The sequence below is a fragment of the Pseudomonas batumici genome, from assembly GCF_036585405.1.
Classification (GTDB): Bacteria; Pseudomonadota; Gammaproteobacteria; order Pseudomonadales; family Pseudomonadaceae; genus Aquipseudomonas; species Aquipseudomonas batumici.
This window is the reverse complement of record NZ_CP144470.1, coordinates 6,675,998-6,690,758: the sequence shown is the minus strand read 5'-3', so window position 1 is coordinate 6,690,758 and position 14,761 is coordinate 6,675,998. Positions and strand designations below refer to the sequence as shown.

At 55.3% G+C, this 14,761-nt stretch carries 4 protein-coding genes and 1 pseudogene; 2 read left to right on the top strand and 3 right to left on the bottom strand.

Annotated features, from left to right (window positions below):
- Positions 1 to 14 precede the first annotated feature (14 nt).
- Both NUH87_RS30785 and NUH87_RS30780 read right to left on the bottom strand, forming a co-directional pair.
- Positions 15 to 4,136 (bottom strand): neuraminidase-like domain-containing protein, encoded by a 4,122-nt coding sequence (locus tag NUH87_RS30785; RefSeq protein WP_338527017.1) that lies wholly within the window; start codon positions 4,134 to 4,136, stop codon positions 15 to 17.
- A complete protein-coding gene (locus NUH87_RS30780) occupies positions 4,018 to 11,103 on the bottom strand; it encodes a Tc toxin subunit A (RefSeq protein ID WP_338524029.1) in 7,086 nt (2,361 codons plus the stop codon). The genes NUH87_RS30785 and NUH87_RS30780 overlap by 119 nt, the downstream gene beginning before the upstream one ends.
- Before the next feature lie 996 nt (positions 11,104 to 12,099).
- Between NUH87_RS30780 and NUH87_RS30775 the strand changes: the two genes are divergently transcribed.
- The gene (locus NUH87_RS30775; RefSeq protein ID WP_338524028.1) at positions 12,100 to 12,735 is read left to right on the top strand and encodes a lytic polysaccharide monooxygenase auxiliary activity family 9 protein; all 636 of its coding nucleotides are present in this window, start codon (positions 12,100 to 12,102) and stop codon (positions 12,733 to 12,735) included.
- Between the two features lie 68 nt (positions 12,736 to 12,803).
- On the opposite strand, the pseudogene NUH87_RS30770 reads toward NUH87_RS30775, so the two are convergent.
- Positions 12,804 to 13,756 (bottom strand): annotated as a pseudogene (locus NUH87_RS30770) (IS481 family transposase).
- A gap of 414 nt (positions 13,757 to 14,170) precedes the next feature.
- On the opposite strand from NUH87_RS30770, the gene NUH87_RS30765 reads away from it, so the two are divergent.
- The gene (locus NUH87_RS30765) at positions 14,171 to 14,692 is read left to right on the top strand and encodes a DUF2062 domain-containing protein (RefSeq protein WP_338524027.1); all 522 of its coding nucleotides are present in this window, start codon (positions 14,171 to 14,173) and stop codon (positions 14,690 to 14,692) included.
- Positions 14,693 to 14,761 lie beyond the last annotated feature (69 nt).

Sequence of the window (14,761 nt, the reverse complement as noted above, 5' to 3'; positions counted from 1 at the left end):
CCTGCGGCCGGGCCCTAAGTGGCTTTAACCTCAGGTGCCGTGGGCAAACTGGCCTTGACCTCCTTGGCAAAAACCGCCCCGCCATCACGTGCGGTATAGCGAATGCGCAGAATCACGTCGCGAAGCGTTTCCAGCATCGCGCGTTGTTCCGGGTGCTTGGGGTTGGGAAACTCCAGTTGCCAGCTGGATACCGCGCCCGTGCCCTCGAACGGCAAGTAACGCTCATCGGCGAAATTGAGCACGAACATCCCGCTGTCATCGATCCCCGTAGATAAGGCAATTTGCTGGTTGGCCCGTAGATTGGCTTGCACGCAATCCGCCGAACCGCCATCGCCTTTCAGGTACTTCACCGCTTCCATCCGGGGCTGCGTGGCAAACAGGCTGCGGGTTTGCGTGAGCATCGCGCGAATATCCTGATAAGGTCCGACCACCGCGGGCAATGACACCGACAGTGTCACGATCTGGCGCAGATAGTGGCCGGGGTAGCGCTCATCGAAATGATCCTGGGTCAGATCGAACGCAAGCTTGCCTTCGCTCTTCAGCTTTTTCAGCTCCTCTAGCCAGTCTGTACCCAGCAACTTCTTGAGGGACAGGGTATGAACGATTTCGAGCTTGCGCTCATTGCGCAGCAGGTACGCCTGATCCATGCGTTGCAAACCGTGTTTGAGCGCCTCGCCGGCCAACAGGCCACGGTATAGATCACTCCACGCCCCAGGCTGGATAAAGCGCGGACGGTCGAAAATACCCGTTTCATATTGCCAGGCCGCCTCGGTCGCCAGGCATAACGACATCACGCCGTCGTAGGCCTGAAAGTACAACGGGGCCAGCTTGCTCACCATCCATTGGTAGAGCGGCTCGTTGCTGAAGCGCGTGGAGAGAAAATCCAGCTGCGCGCGATTGTGCCGTTGCTGCGTGTGCAGCTGCTCCAATTGCGTTTGCAATAGCTGACCTTGTTCCTCCTCCAGCTCGATTTGCGCCGTGACCTGGCGCACCTCGATCTCGGCCTGGTTGCGCAGCAATTGCCACTCCTGCGCCCGCCGCCGATATTGCTCGGTCGTCTCCATCATGAGGGCTGACTGCATCGCCGCGTCGGCGATGCTCAGCACCGCTTCTCCCGCCGCTTGCATCGGCGAGCTGTAACGCATACCGCCATTGGAGAAACCGAACACATTGGGCGCCAGGTCAGCGAAGCCACCGGCGATTCGCAGCGCATTGCCGGCATGCGCGGCGACCATGGCCCCACCGCGAACGCCCAGCGCCGCGACCTCGAGATCGGAAAGTCCTTCCTTGAGCAACTCGTCATAGTGCTTGAGCCGCGCCTCGGCCGCCGACTTGCTGTATTCGAGCATGGCCTTGTTGGCGTCGCCCATCTTGATCGACTGCAGCTGCATGTCGAGGGTGAACGCCAGTAACTCGCCCTGTTGCAAATGCTGCAAGCGTTCCAGCTGCGCACCGTCTTTACGCTCCAGCGCCAGCAGTAGCGTCGAGCCGAACTGCATCAAGGTTTCGACGGCCGCATAGGCTTTGTTGATCATCTGAGAGTAACGATAAGGTGGAACCTGCAGCGGTCCACCCTGCCCCCCACCACTCTGCACCGCCCCCGCCGCTCGCGCCGCCAGCAACTCACTGGGATTACGCGGTTTGTTGAACAAGGGCAGCGACAAGGGTTTGCCATCCAAGGTCAAACTGTGGCGCAGGTTATACAGGCGGGTTTCCAGGTCGGTCCAATACTCGTTCAAGGTGTGATTGATGGGCAAGGTGAAAATCCCCGTCACCCCTTTGACCGACTTCTCGATCGCGCCTTGGCGCCGGGCCGCCTGATTCTGCTTCATACCTTCGTCCAGGCGCACCGGTTCCCAACGCCGGACCAGCTTTACTTGTGGCCGATCGCCGATCAAGGTCAGCGCCAACTTGTACCACTGCTTGGCTTGCGCCAGACCATCGCGGCTCAACTCCCTATAACAGGCATCGCCTCGATCCATCAGATTTTTCAGGTATTTGAAAAAGACAGCTTTTTGATAGCGCACCGGCGCCACCATCGCGAGAGCGTCAGGGTCCGTTTCACCGTCATCGGCCAAGGGTGTCGGCGCCCCCGCATTCAAACCTTGCAGTGGACGAACCTTCCAATACTCTCCGCGCTCCGCAGCCGGGTAAAACAGGAAGTGCAGCCAATGGGTGGCCTCATCGAAGCGTTGTTCGACATTGAGCCGGTGTGCCACGAGAAAGGGGGTGTGAAAAAACAACTCCCAAAAATAGAGACTATTGGCACCGGCAAAGTCGATCGGCACCTCGGCATCATTGGCCTTGAACGCCGGCTCCGAAATCCACTGGGTTTCCGTCAACACCCGCTCGACACCTGCATTCGCCTGTTTGATCAGGCTTTTGGCGAACAAGGTATTCAACCGCAGCGGGGAATGCAGCGACTCACGTGACTCGGGCTTCTTGGCTTCTTTCATCGATCCATGCAGGGTCAGAAACTGTGCGCCGGTTTTCCCGTCGGTATGGACACGGGTCTGATGCAGGTTCTGCGTTTTGGTCAGGGTGATCACATCCTTGGCCCAACAACCTCGTTGCCGGCCATCCAACTGAAACTCCATGCCATGCCGAATCCACAGCGTTCGAACATCTTGTTCGGAAAGCAGTTTGGAGAGCGCTACCTGGCTGTACTGGCGACTGCCGTGATGCTGAAAATCGCTGACCTGTTTCGCTTGCTCCTTGAGAATATCCTGCCCTTGAATCTCGAACACATGCTGCAGCTTGGGATCCTGCCCCAGCACACGCTCGAAGCCTTCCGGGAAGCAACCTGGGCTGACTTCCGAAGTGAAGGCGAGCTTGTCGCCGTCAATTTTTACATTGAACACGATCTCGGTATTCTGATTGGCACCCACCCGAACGATATCTTCGCGAGCGCCCACCACCACCTGATACACACCCTCCTTGTAGGGATGCTGTACCACATCAGGGGCCGAAAAGGACGTGTACAGCTCCTTGAGTGTTGCACTCTCCTCGCCACTGCCCCCGTCAATGATATTCATCAACGGGTCACAGATAAAACGCAGCTTCTGCTCGGACTGCCCCTTGGCAACGGCATACAGGCATAAGTACTCAATACCCGAGGTACCGTCTACCACGGCAATGAGGTGGTCCGGTTCCTGGTCTTTTTCGATTTCCCGGTTGTAGACATTATGCGGTTCCGACCAGCTGTCGTTGAAACGCTTGTGCGCCAGCTTGAAGGTCACCTCGACGCGACTCACACTGCCCTTCTCATCCTTCTCCTCGCGTGACTCACACCACGCCACGTAGAGCCGACCGTTCATGAACACCGGCCTTACAGTGGAAGGGATGGCGCCGTCCAGGCTGGTTTCGATTTTCTTCCATTCCGACCAGGCGGTCGGGTACAGCTGATCGTCTTTATAGCGCCGGCGCATATTCAAGCTGCGCCAGTAATACTGATAAGGCGACATCTTGGTTCGCCCGATAAAATAAAAGGTGTCGACAAGAGGCTTCAGGCCATCTTCATAGCAAGCAATGATCTGCAGATTACTGATTTCCTCAAAGCCATTCAGGTAGTCCAGAATGGCTTCCTGTACCAGGTCGTTATTGATTCGCCCCTGGCTGAGCCTGGACTCCAACGCCTTGAATAACTCGGTCTTGGACACCCTTAGCGGCGGATCGATATAGTTTTCCGGGTAGGCCCGCAACTGCTGGAGCCCGGCCCATACAGCATATCGGTTTTCGCCATCCTGCCAACGCGCGACCTCCATGGCCGACGCCACCACCCTGGGTTCACGCCCCTGAACCACGCGATTGATGTACTGTTGCGTGCTGGCGATGGCTTCGCCAAGCTCGCTCGTCATCACCTGGCTGCCCACCAGCGGATCGATCAGCAGATAATCATAGAGATCTTCGGCCGTGCGCACCTGCTGCTTCAGGGTGTCGACATTGGCGATCACCTGCCCCAGGTAGTAACTCACCAAGGCATCGCGCTTGGCGGTATTGAGTGCGTGAACGAGCTCCTTATTCATCTCGGCTCCAAGAACCCTTGCGGGCTCGACAGTGAGGGTTGGCGGCCTGATCGGGTTTGTATCGCTTATTCTCTTCAGAGACTGCGGCGATGATCTCCTCGCCCACCGCACGCCAATCATTGAACGGTGCGTTCGCCGACAGCCGCGCCGCGCGGCAGAGTGCCGTGGTGGACAGCCCGGTTTGCCGGCCCAGCTCACGAACCCGGATCAACCAGTCGATTTCAGGAATGTCCCGGGCGGACTTCAGTTGAATCGGCTGGTCATTTTGTGGGGTGACCCAGTCGATAATCGGTGCGGTCCGGTCGATATAGAACTCCTGTACCGGCGACTCCGCCTGGCTTTCGCTATCGCCAGCCGCCAGTACGAATTTGACTTGATGTGGGTTATCCGCCTCGGTCTCGTCCCAACTGTCGCTGGCGTTCAATTCCAGGGTAAAGGTTCCCGTTACATCGACCTTGATCGCCGCGGAGAGGGTTTCCCATTTGTCCTCGGCGGATTGACGACGCTTATGGAGGGCCTGGACCTTTCTTGCTGCACCGCGGTTGGTTAGTCCGTCTACCGTGAACGCCTTGTCATGCCATGTGCCAGAGCTACTGCCCTGACCCCAAGCCACGGACGGCCCCTGATCCAGAAGCAAGACATGGGTATTGGATTGGCAATTGAGTACGACTTGCGGGTCATAGGTGTAAGCCCGCACAGCACACTGAACCTTTCGCTCCAGCGTCGTGATCACTTTCACTGGAATTTCTAGGGTGAAGGTTTGGCCTTTCATCAGTTTCAACGGGTGTTTGCCCTGGGCGAACAGTGCTTTTTCCTTCTTGCCATCCCAGTTCTTATTCAAACAGTTTTGTGGACGGTTTTCATCCTCTCGTGGCTCGCTGGCTGTGGGCACCCTCGGCATACCGGCTTTTTCCAACCCCTCCGGTAGTCCGAAATCAAACCCCGCGCCCTCAAGGTCTCGCTTGGCTTCGACGGTGACCTGATAGGTAAAAGTAATACCCTTGCCCACTCGATTGAAATCACTCCCGCTGCCCGCGGTTAAGTTGAGTACCTTGAACACCTCATCTTGGTTGAGGTAGGTAATAGGTTTGGCAGGTGTCTTCGCCGCACGCTTGCCAAGGTAGATATTTGTGGTATTCCAAGTCTTGCCAATCAAGACCTGAAGCATGTAGTCCGTTTCATAGTCAAGACCAGTAAAACCCGTGACCTTATCCTGGCCAAAAGCACCATGGGTAATTGCATAGCCTCCCCCCGAGCTTTTATAGACGCCAATCCAGATATTGTCCCTGACATTGCGTGCATCCAAGGTGATGCTGAGCTCAGTCGTACTGATAAAGGTGGCCGAGGTGATTTCAACTTCAGGTGGTAGATAAGGCGTTTTCAGCCCTGCCGGCACTCCAGCGGATACTTCGGCCTTTTCCATAGACGCGCCGATATAGAGGTAAACGCCGTATTGGGTATCTTCGGCCAAGGCCTGGTCCAGATGAGCGACACCTTTTTCCAGATCGAATACTGCTTGCGCGATAACGGCACCGCCCACGTTTTGCCGGATGGCAACTTGAATGGTCTTGCCTTCCGTATTTTTGGTGGTGACCACAAGTTTCAGGTCTTGTACCGAGGTGAACTCACCGCTTTCGATGGTGATCTGCGCGGGTTCCTTCGGTGTCTTGAGCTCATAGGGTTCTGTCGTGACGGCATTCTGAGACGTATCCCAGTCAGGACCACCGGTCCAAACTTTCAATGTGTAGGTGGTATCCCAATTTACGGCTTTGTCCAGTTGTATCAGTGGTATTTTTTCATAATCTTCTTCATAAGGATCGAGAAGAGCCTCAGCTTCAATCTTGCCATGAGCAATAGCACCACCGTTGCCTTGATAGACACCTACAAAATGACTTCCAACATACGCTCGCCCGTAAGATTCAGAAAACAACTTCAACTCTTTATTACTTATAAAATTCGCGCTTTTTATTTGCAATACCTCAGCATCAAGCACCTTGAAGGTCAACTCTTTTCTATCAACATATTCGCTTGTATCATTTTCTGCCATCACTGAAACCTTGATGGCGTAATACTCCGGATTTACTTCCAACATGCTAACCGAATATGAAAGCGAATCAGGCTCCATATTTTCAAGCGAGTACACTATTCTGAACAGTCCATCACTACTCGTATCAAACAAGAAAGCGCCCAAATAAGCCTTGCTAAACACCCCAGAATCTGATGTAAGCCACAAGCGCCAGCTGCCCGCTCGCGACATTTTCCCTAAAATTTCTACATAGCGGACTGGATAAATATAGGCGGACTGACCAAACTTGCACCATTCCAACTTCGTACCACCCTCTGCATACGCTACTTCTTTTCTATCCTTCACCTGTTGAGGCTCGTCCTCCCCCAATGTATTGGGCACACTAAACCTCCTTGTCGCTTGCACACGCTTACCGACCTTGTCCTGTGCCGTGATCGACACTTCATACTCATAACCCGGCTGCGGCTCGACAATCAGGTAGCTAAAGTGATGCTCATCGCCTTTGGAGGTCCATAGCGGATGGATCTCGGCGCTCCAGCTACTGCCACAGATCCGGTATTGCAGGGTAATACGCTGCAAACTCTTGTCCTTGATCGTTCCGGACACTTCCACCTGGTTGCCGGGCAACAGGCTGACCAGGCTGCGCAGCTCGTCGGACTCCCACTGAATCAACTCCGCCAGTTTTCGCGTGCTTTCACCCAGGACGGAAATCGTCGCTTCGTTGGTCAAGGCCAAGTAGTGCAACACCTTGTCTTCGCTGGTCTGGGAGCGGGTCACCAGGTGGGCATAGCGACTCAGGGCATACAACGCACTCAAGGACAACTCCGTTTGTCCTGGCTCGCTCCCAAACCACTCGGGATGGGCCAGCCAGGTCGTCAATGCCTGGGCACTCAACCCCAGGTGCCGGATAACCGTGGCATGACGCATGAGCTGGTAGACCAGGTCGATATAACTCGCCGGTACGTCAGTGGCCTTGAGCGCCTGCCCGACGTTGGGTGCGGGCAATTGCGCGACTTGCCGAAGGATCTGATAGGTCGACGTACCACTCCAACGAATCAACTGCGGAGCCAGGTTCAAGGGGATGTCACAGGCTTGGGTGACAGCACTGATCGCCACCCCTTCCTGTTCCGCGCGTACCCGCTGCACGATATCGACCAACTGGTTCAGTTGCTGTGGCCCCTGTCGGGGGTAGTCCGGGTCATTCCAGAACGCTTGATCGCAGATAGCCGTGAGGCGTTCGCGCAGTACCTGGTTTTCATCGCGCCCGGATAATGGCCGGATCAAGCCACTGTCGTCGACCAACGGCTGGAGAAGGGTTGACCACTCGATTCGCCTTTGGGGTTTCAGGTCAAGCGGTAGTTCCGACTGGCAAAATTGCTCGACACTGAAGTTATTGCGCTTTATCCAGCTGGTGGTCGTTTCCAGCAGCAGGATGACATCCAGGATGTCCCAACCCTGCGGATCACTTTTAAGCACAGGGGCACTGGCAAGGAGCTCGATATAGCCCGTCTTGCTCTTGGTCTGCTGAGTGAGATACGCCAGCAGGGTTATCCCCTCCTCCGGGGTAATCCCCAACATTCGAGGGATAGCCACTAATCGATACAAGGCGGAGAAGACCGACAGCCTGGAGTAAATCTGAGGATCTATCAGACCCTGCGACTTCGATACTGACTCGGCTATTTTTTCGAAGAAGGCAAATTCTATATGGAGTGCGGTGCACAGCTTCTTGATCGTTTCATTGCTCTTGACGCGATAGTCGTATTGCGCTTTCCAGTCGACAATCAAGGGCTCTTTCACGGAAGCTTCGTCAGCGTTGAAGACACGATCAAAAAAAGGTGTTTCTTCACCGCAGGCGAATGGCGAGATATCCTGAAAAAAGGCGGCAAAGGCTTCCGGCTCCAAGGTGTAACGGTCGCGCAAATGACAGAACAAGCCCAACACACGGAATGTGTTCTGATTGATCTGGATGCCGAGGTTTCGCTCGCCTTCCGCGCGTGCGCTGGACGCAATCAGCCAGTCCAGTTTGTCGTAAGGTATTTCCACCATTTTTTGCAGCGTGATCATGCGCCGAACACGCTCCAGATTATAGGCGCTGCAGCGAATGTCATAGCCGGCGATATAGATATCGTGCGGACCGCCACCATGGATATAAGCTACACCGTAGTGCCAGGAAGAGGGAAACAGTGTGCTCGCCAACGTGCTCGCGGTCCCTGGCAGCAAAATTTCATTGATCGCTTTGCAATTTTCCGACGCCCGTGCTTTGAAATCTTGCACACACAGTAAGTGCTTGACTTGCCAACTCAGCAGTCCGCTGGCCGCACAGAACTTTTCCAAGTCAACCGTGGTATGGTCATAGGCCGTGTCCACGCGCAACGCGTTATAGCGCTCAATGTCGGGGTTCAAGGTCATCAGCGAGGCCATCGACGAGGGCGAGCCGTCGCTGGGATAAATCTCAATGGAAAACTGCCATTCGGTGAACCCGGGACCGCTCGGTGACACCGAAGGGCGCACCGTCAATACACCGGCGTAACAGCTGACCGACTTGTCGAACTTCACATTTTCGGCTTGATAGGACAGCTCGAATATATTTCTTGGCCACGATGCCTGGGACACACTGTTGTCACTCTCGGCATAGGAGTCGCTTTTGGGCACGTGTACCGATCGCGCCTGCAGCTTGATCTCCACCCCCTCTTGGGAGTGATTGGACGAATCTGACTTTCCGCCTCTTGGAAAACAGACGATGCTGACGGATTCATAGCCTTCGGCACTTCCCTCATCTACCTTTACATGCTCTTGCGGCGGGATCACATACGCATGTTTTGTCGTCGTCAACCACGGGGGGAGCGTTGAGCTATCATCCCCGTGCACTTTACCCGCCAACTCACCTTTTTCATTCTTGGCGATGACCAGCAGGATTTGCGGATAAGGGTTGCTCGATGTCAGTCCCTGGCGTTCTTGCGCCGAGAGCCTTATCGCCCCGAGCATACGTTGCTCGAGTGGCCGCAAATCGAGCTGCAGCACATCGGTGTATTCCGCCTTGACCCCCGCGGCCATAAAGTGTTGGGGGCTCAACATGACTTGTGCCAGCGGTTGACGGATCATTTCCGCGAACTGGGTGAGCGGGGTCGTGTCGGTCAGCGGGGGGACCGTTGCGCTGACCAACTGCGCCAACGCCGATACGGACAAATGGATGTCCTTCAACCAGCGCACGGCGGACTCCAGGGCGAAGATGACATCGACGGTGTCCGGCGCGACGGGCGCGTCATCCTGCGCGCCGATGACCGCGCTATTGGCCAAGACTTCAATCGCCGCTCTGGCGCCTATCAGGTTCAGCAGCAGCAGTCCCTCTTCAGGTTTGAGGCCAAATAACCGGGGGATCCTGGCCAGGCGGTATAGGCTGGCGTAATCGTCTGCCGACTGCCTGAGCTGATGCGGTTCATAGCCACGGATCTGGGTAATCGTGCTGGCCAGACGAATAAAGGTTTCCTGATTGATGCCCACGCCGGCGCAAAGACGGTTCATCAAGCCGGCCCCAGGACTGCCCACCGGTGCGTTGTAGTCGAAAAACGCTTTGGGGTCGTGTTCTACTCGGGCTTGAATACGACCAATGGGGTTGAACAACTGATCGAAGAACGGCAGCTGTGTACCTACCGCGCCTCTTGGCAAGCTGCCCAGGAACGACGCGAACATTTGCGGTTCGACCTGGTAATGCTGTTGCAAATAGCGAAACAGACCGATTGCCCGCAGCGAATGCTCGGTAATGGCGATTTCCTTGTCCCAGCTGGCGCCCAACCCTTGGGCCTCGGCGCATTTGACAATGAGGGTGTCGACCTGATCGAAAGGTAAATCGAGCCAGCGTTTCAGACGGATGATGCGGCTGATGCAACCGAAGGTTTGCACACTGCACTTCAGTACGCCGCGCTCATCCAGGTGTACCGGCTCCGCCGTCGCGCCGCGGTAGTTGATGTAGCGACAGCCGTACCACGGTTCGCCGACAACGGCGTACTCGGCACGGCACAGCAACTGGTCGAGTTCGACGCGCAGCAAGCCCGCAGCGCGACAGAACTCTTCAGCGTTGACTTCGATGTTATTGGCCGAGAGCTGGACCTTGAGTGCACCGTAGTGCCGTGCGGTGTCGATAGTGCCTCGCTCGAGCAGCAGGCTTTGCTGCTCGGGGCTGAAGCCGAGATAGCCGAACAGTGCCTTGCGCCCATCGCGGATGCTGTCCTCACTCAGGAAATGCGGGTAGGTATGGTCCAGCTGGCGGATCACCTCCCCAAGGGAAGTGTTCTTTTCTTTCAGGGCGAGGGTGATCTGCGTCAAGGGTAGATGGAACGGCAGCGACGCCGGGTAACGGGTATCGGCCAGGGCTTCATAGAAAGCCTCATGACTCTGTTCCTTCCCGGCTTCGACAATGGCCTTTTCGACAATCCGGTTGACCAACTCAAGCGTAGGAACTTCGGCCCCCGCACTGACATCGCTCAACATCAACGCTTGCAGGTCCGAACGCCGCTTGCCGAGCTCCCAGATCGCCGCCTGGGCCTCGCTGGCTTCTGCTTTGGTGCCAAAACGCTCGATCATGCCCAGCAGGTGCAGCCAATAGGCTATGGGGGAGTCCCACGACTCGATGGCGCCGGGCACGCAGCGTTCTTCCCAGGCTTCGCCAAATAGCTGGCGGTACAACGGCAGTTGTTCTTGCGCAACACCAACGCTGAGCTGGGCGAGCCATGCCGCGTCGCCATCAGCGGTCGGTGCAAAGGCTGCAGACAACGTACTGGGCGCGGGGTGAATCGCCGACTCAATCAACTGCCAGGCCGCCTGGACAGTCTCCCGCCGCGCGGCGCCGTGGATGTCTCCCGCCCAGCCACCAAAGACTTCACCGTAGCGTTGCAGAAACCGGTCTCGCTCGTAGTCAGCGATCTCAAAAACAGAGGTGAGGTCGGACTGCAACAGCTTTTCCTGCAGGAGGTCAGTGGCATGCACCTCCAACCCGAGGGAAGCAACCAACACCTCAAACGCATTCTTGTCCTGCAGCAATTCTTGAGTGGTCATGGGACATCCCTTTCAGGTGATCATGCCTGGTGCACGCTTAAGACGGTGCGTGTCGTGAGGGGGAGCGCGCTGGCTGTTTCTGAACAGCCATGCGCAGGAGCGAGCGTGGAGTCTTTGGCGGTGACCGATCTACTTCACAAGATCTGGAAAAAAAGCGTAGCCCTCGACTCTTGGTTTTCAAGCGAAATTTGCAAACTATTTTTGTGGCCTTGTGATATCAGCCTTACAATCTAAGATGAGCCCACTCAATCTCATTAGGCCACTATTCTTCGTTTTGCGTTGGTGTCAGAGGCTCTATTTCCTACATGTAGACCCACTCAAACCGAACTATGGATTGAGTCTCCCTCGTAGTTAGAGTTGGAGTATCCTTGTGCTTTAATCCGACGACCGGTCATATATCAAGAAAAAATATTACTACAGCTTATTCCGACATGAGCAGTAACCTGCCATAACTCTGACGAATGAAAGGAGCCAATCATGTATATGAGAAGGATTTTCACTGGCTTTTTGATCTGTGGCGCCCTCTGCTTGGGTAGTCTGCGGCGCATGCGGATGATCTTGGCCGCACGATAATGGACGATATCAACGTGCTTAGTGATGTACTGAGTCATGATTTGGATCTGATTGTTGTTCCTTAACAAAAAACTGCCGTTCCAGCTAGATTCGGTCGAGGGCATCAGTATCAGCAAGATGGAGATAGGCCTTTATAAAGTCCGCAGCTTGATGCGGACCAACGGCCTACGCTCGGCTTGGAAGCGCAAATTTGTGCACACAACTGATAGCAATCACGATTTACCAATCGCCGAAATTTTCTGAGTCGCCAGTTCGAGCCCGAGGAGGTGAACAAAGCGAGGGTGGCGGATGTGACGATGTTAAAAATATTCTGTTACGCTTTTTTGAAAATTCATGGATGGGGTAGATGGACAGTTTTCCTATATGAGCTAGGTTAAAAATTCTCCCTGAGTTGGAGAAGTTTCTATCAAAGGAGTGAGAAAAATGAACAAGCCGTTGTCGAATCCTGTACTTAAACATGGTCGTGTGGTGTCACCTTCCAGCCGCGGGTTGGTGGCCGTGGAACTGGGGCTTCTCGGTACCTGGCAGGTCAATGAAATGGAAGGCGGAAAAAACTTTCCGTCGCTCATCGCGGGGCCTTTCCCCAAGCCGTTCGAAACCGATGACCAGAGTGTCATCCCACCCGCTGACGGTTACATTCTCAGCGGCGGGAAAACCGACGCCCGCGACTGCATCAACTTCACCGACGAGGAATTGAGCAAGAAGCTCAATCGCCCTTATGTCTGGCCTCTGTTGAGCGTCAACCCGGGGCAGACCTTTCATGTACAGTGGGAATACACCGCTGCCCACGTTACCCGGGGCTATCGCTGGTTCATCACCAAGGACGGCTGGGATCCGAAACAACGCATCAGCCGCGCGCAACTCGAGGCCAAGCCGTTTTACGAGGACTTCTACCCGCAAGTTCCCTACTACCAGCACGCCGATGAGTTGAAGGCCAAGGTGAAGCACGAGGTGAAACTGCCGACGGGCAAGAAAGACCGTCACGTCATCGTCCTGTTGTGGATCGTCGCCAATACCGGCAACGCGTTCTACCAGGCATTTGACGTGGACTTCAAATGACTTCATCACGGGGATGAAAAACAAAACCCGGCGACTGCGCCGGGTTTTACCTTATATCTGTTTAAGCACTAGGTGTGCGGTCCCGGAATGAGGTAGTGCAGATTAATCTTGAAGCGTTCTGGAGTCAGAGTCCAGGCTTCGCAGATCACCCTGGAGGGCATTCGCCATCTCAGCGCCTTCAGATGTCTGGCAAAGTTGTAGGCCGTAATAAAGGCCCGTGTATGGGCTTTCAGTGCGTCCCAATCTGGATAGTGAAAAGCCTTGATCGTAGCCTCTTTTATCGTGCGATTCATGCGCTCGACTTGGCCGTTAGTCCACGGGTGGTAGGGCTTGGTCAGTCGGTGCTTGATACCGTGCTCATGGCAGACACGATCAAAGATATGCCCGCCGAAACGGTGAGTCGCCCCGTTTCGGTACCTGGGCTGTTCAGTAAACGCAGCTCCGTTATCAGTCAGCACCGTATGAATTTTGTACAGAAAGGCATCCACGACTTCCCGCAAAAAAGCGGCGCCATTGCGTTTCGTCGCGGCATCGAAAAAAGCCACATAGGTGAATTTGGTGACTCGATCGATAGCGACGAACAGATGCCGTTTGCCATGCTCCAGGCGCAGTTCGGAACTATCGATGTGCAGATAACCCATCTCAACCGGTGAAAACTTTCCACGCTTGGTTGCGTTGGTACTGCTGGGCCGCTGGCTGATGCCATGACGAACCAGGCACCGGTGTAGAGCGCTGCGACTCAGTTGGGGAAGGCTCTCGTGGAGATGCCCCAGCATGTCGTCCAACGGCAGCATCGTGCGACGGCGGAAGTCGACCACCATTGCCTCTTCCGACACGCTGAGGCACGCACTACTGGGTTTGGCAGGCCCCATTCGTGAGTCTTGGGTTGTTGAGCGAGCTCGCCACTTGGCAACAGTTTCACATTCAATCTGTAGCGAGTGACAAGCTTTCGATTCGACGCTTGGAGCTCGGCTCTAATTCGCGGCGTCGTTCGGGCTGAGCCATGGACACGTCCTTCCAAAATGCATCCTCCTCCTGAGGGGTTAACGATGCACCATGACTTTCTGGGACTGAACACCTAGGCATCGACGCTGATGTGCGTTTTCATTCCGAGAATACATACTTCCTTGACTGAAAGAACCAATAACGCTTTATAAAAGCACACAATCTCTCTTCGAGTAATGGACAAATTATAGAGGACGTGCCGGTATGGAGAATTGAGACCAGTCTGAAATCGCTCAGAAAAACACAAATAAAAAATATTTAATATTGACGAAAACTCGATTAGAATCACTATTAAATATTTCCCCTTAAAGAGGAAATATCATGGACTGCCGCTATTCCAGCGCTCGCATTATCAGCAGTGATAACTGCAGCCAAGTGAAAACTCCTAGAATCCGGACATACTGCCCGCCCGAACCACCCGAGAAGCCTTATGCCGCGTCGCTTATTCAAACGCTACATGCCGGACCCGACCCGCATCAGGGAACACAAACACTTACGCTTTTTCGGTCCCCTGCTCCACGATCCGAACCTCTGGCACCTCAATCGCCACTCGGTGGCGCGGGCCATGGCGGTGGGCTTGTTCGCGGCCTTGATGCCGATGCCCTTGCAGATGCTGCTGGCGGCTTTCCTGGCGATCCTCGTGCGCGGCAATATGCCGATTGCCGTCAGCCTGGTGTGGCTGACCAATCCGCTGACGATTCCGCCGGTTTTCTATTGCGCCTACCAGCTCGGGGCCTGGCTGCTGCACGTGCCGCCACGCAGCCTGCCGGACGAGCTTGGCTGGGAATGGATCAGCGAACAGCTGTCGACGCTCTGGCAACCGTTGTTGCTGGGTTCGCTGGTGCTGGGAGTGGTGCTGGGCGCCCTGGGTTATTACCTGACCATGAGCTACTGGCGCTGGTGGGTGGCCAGGCAATGGAAACGGCGCCAGGCACGGCGCCGTCATCCATGAAACACTTTACTGGCGCATGCCGCGGCCGCTGACCAGCAGCCACGCGCAGCTGATGTACAATGATGGCCG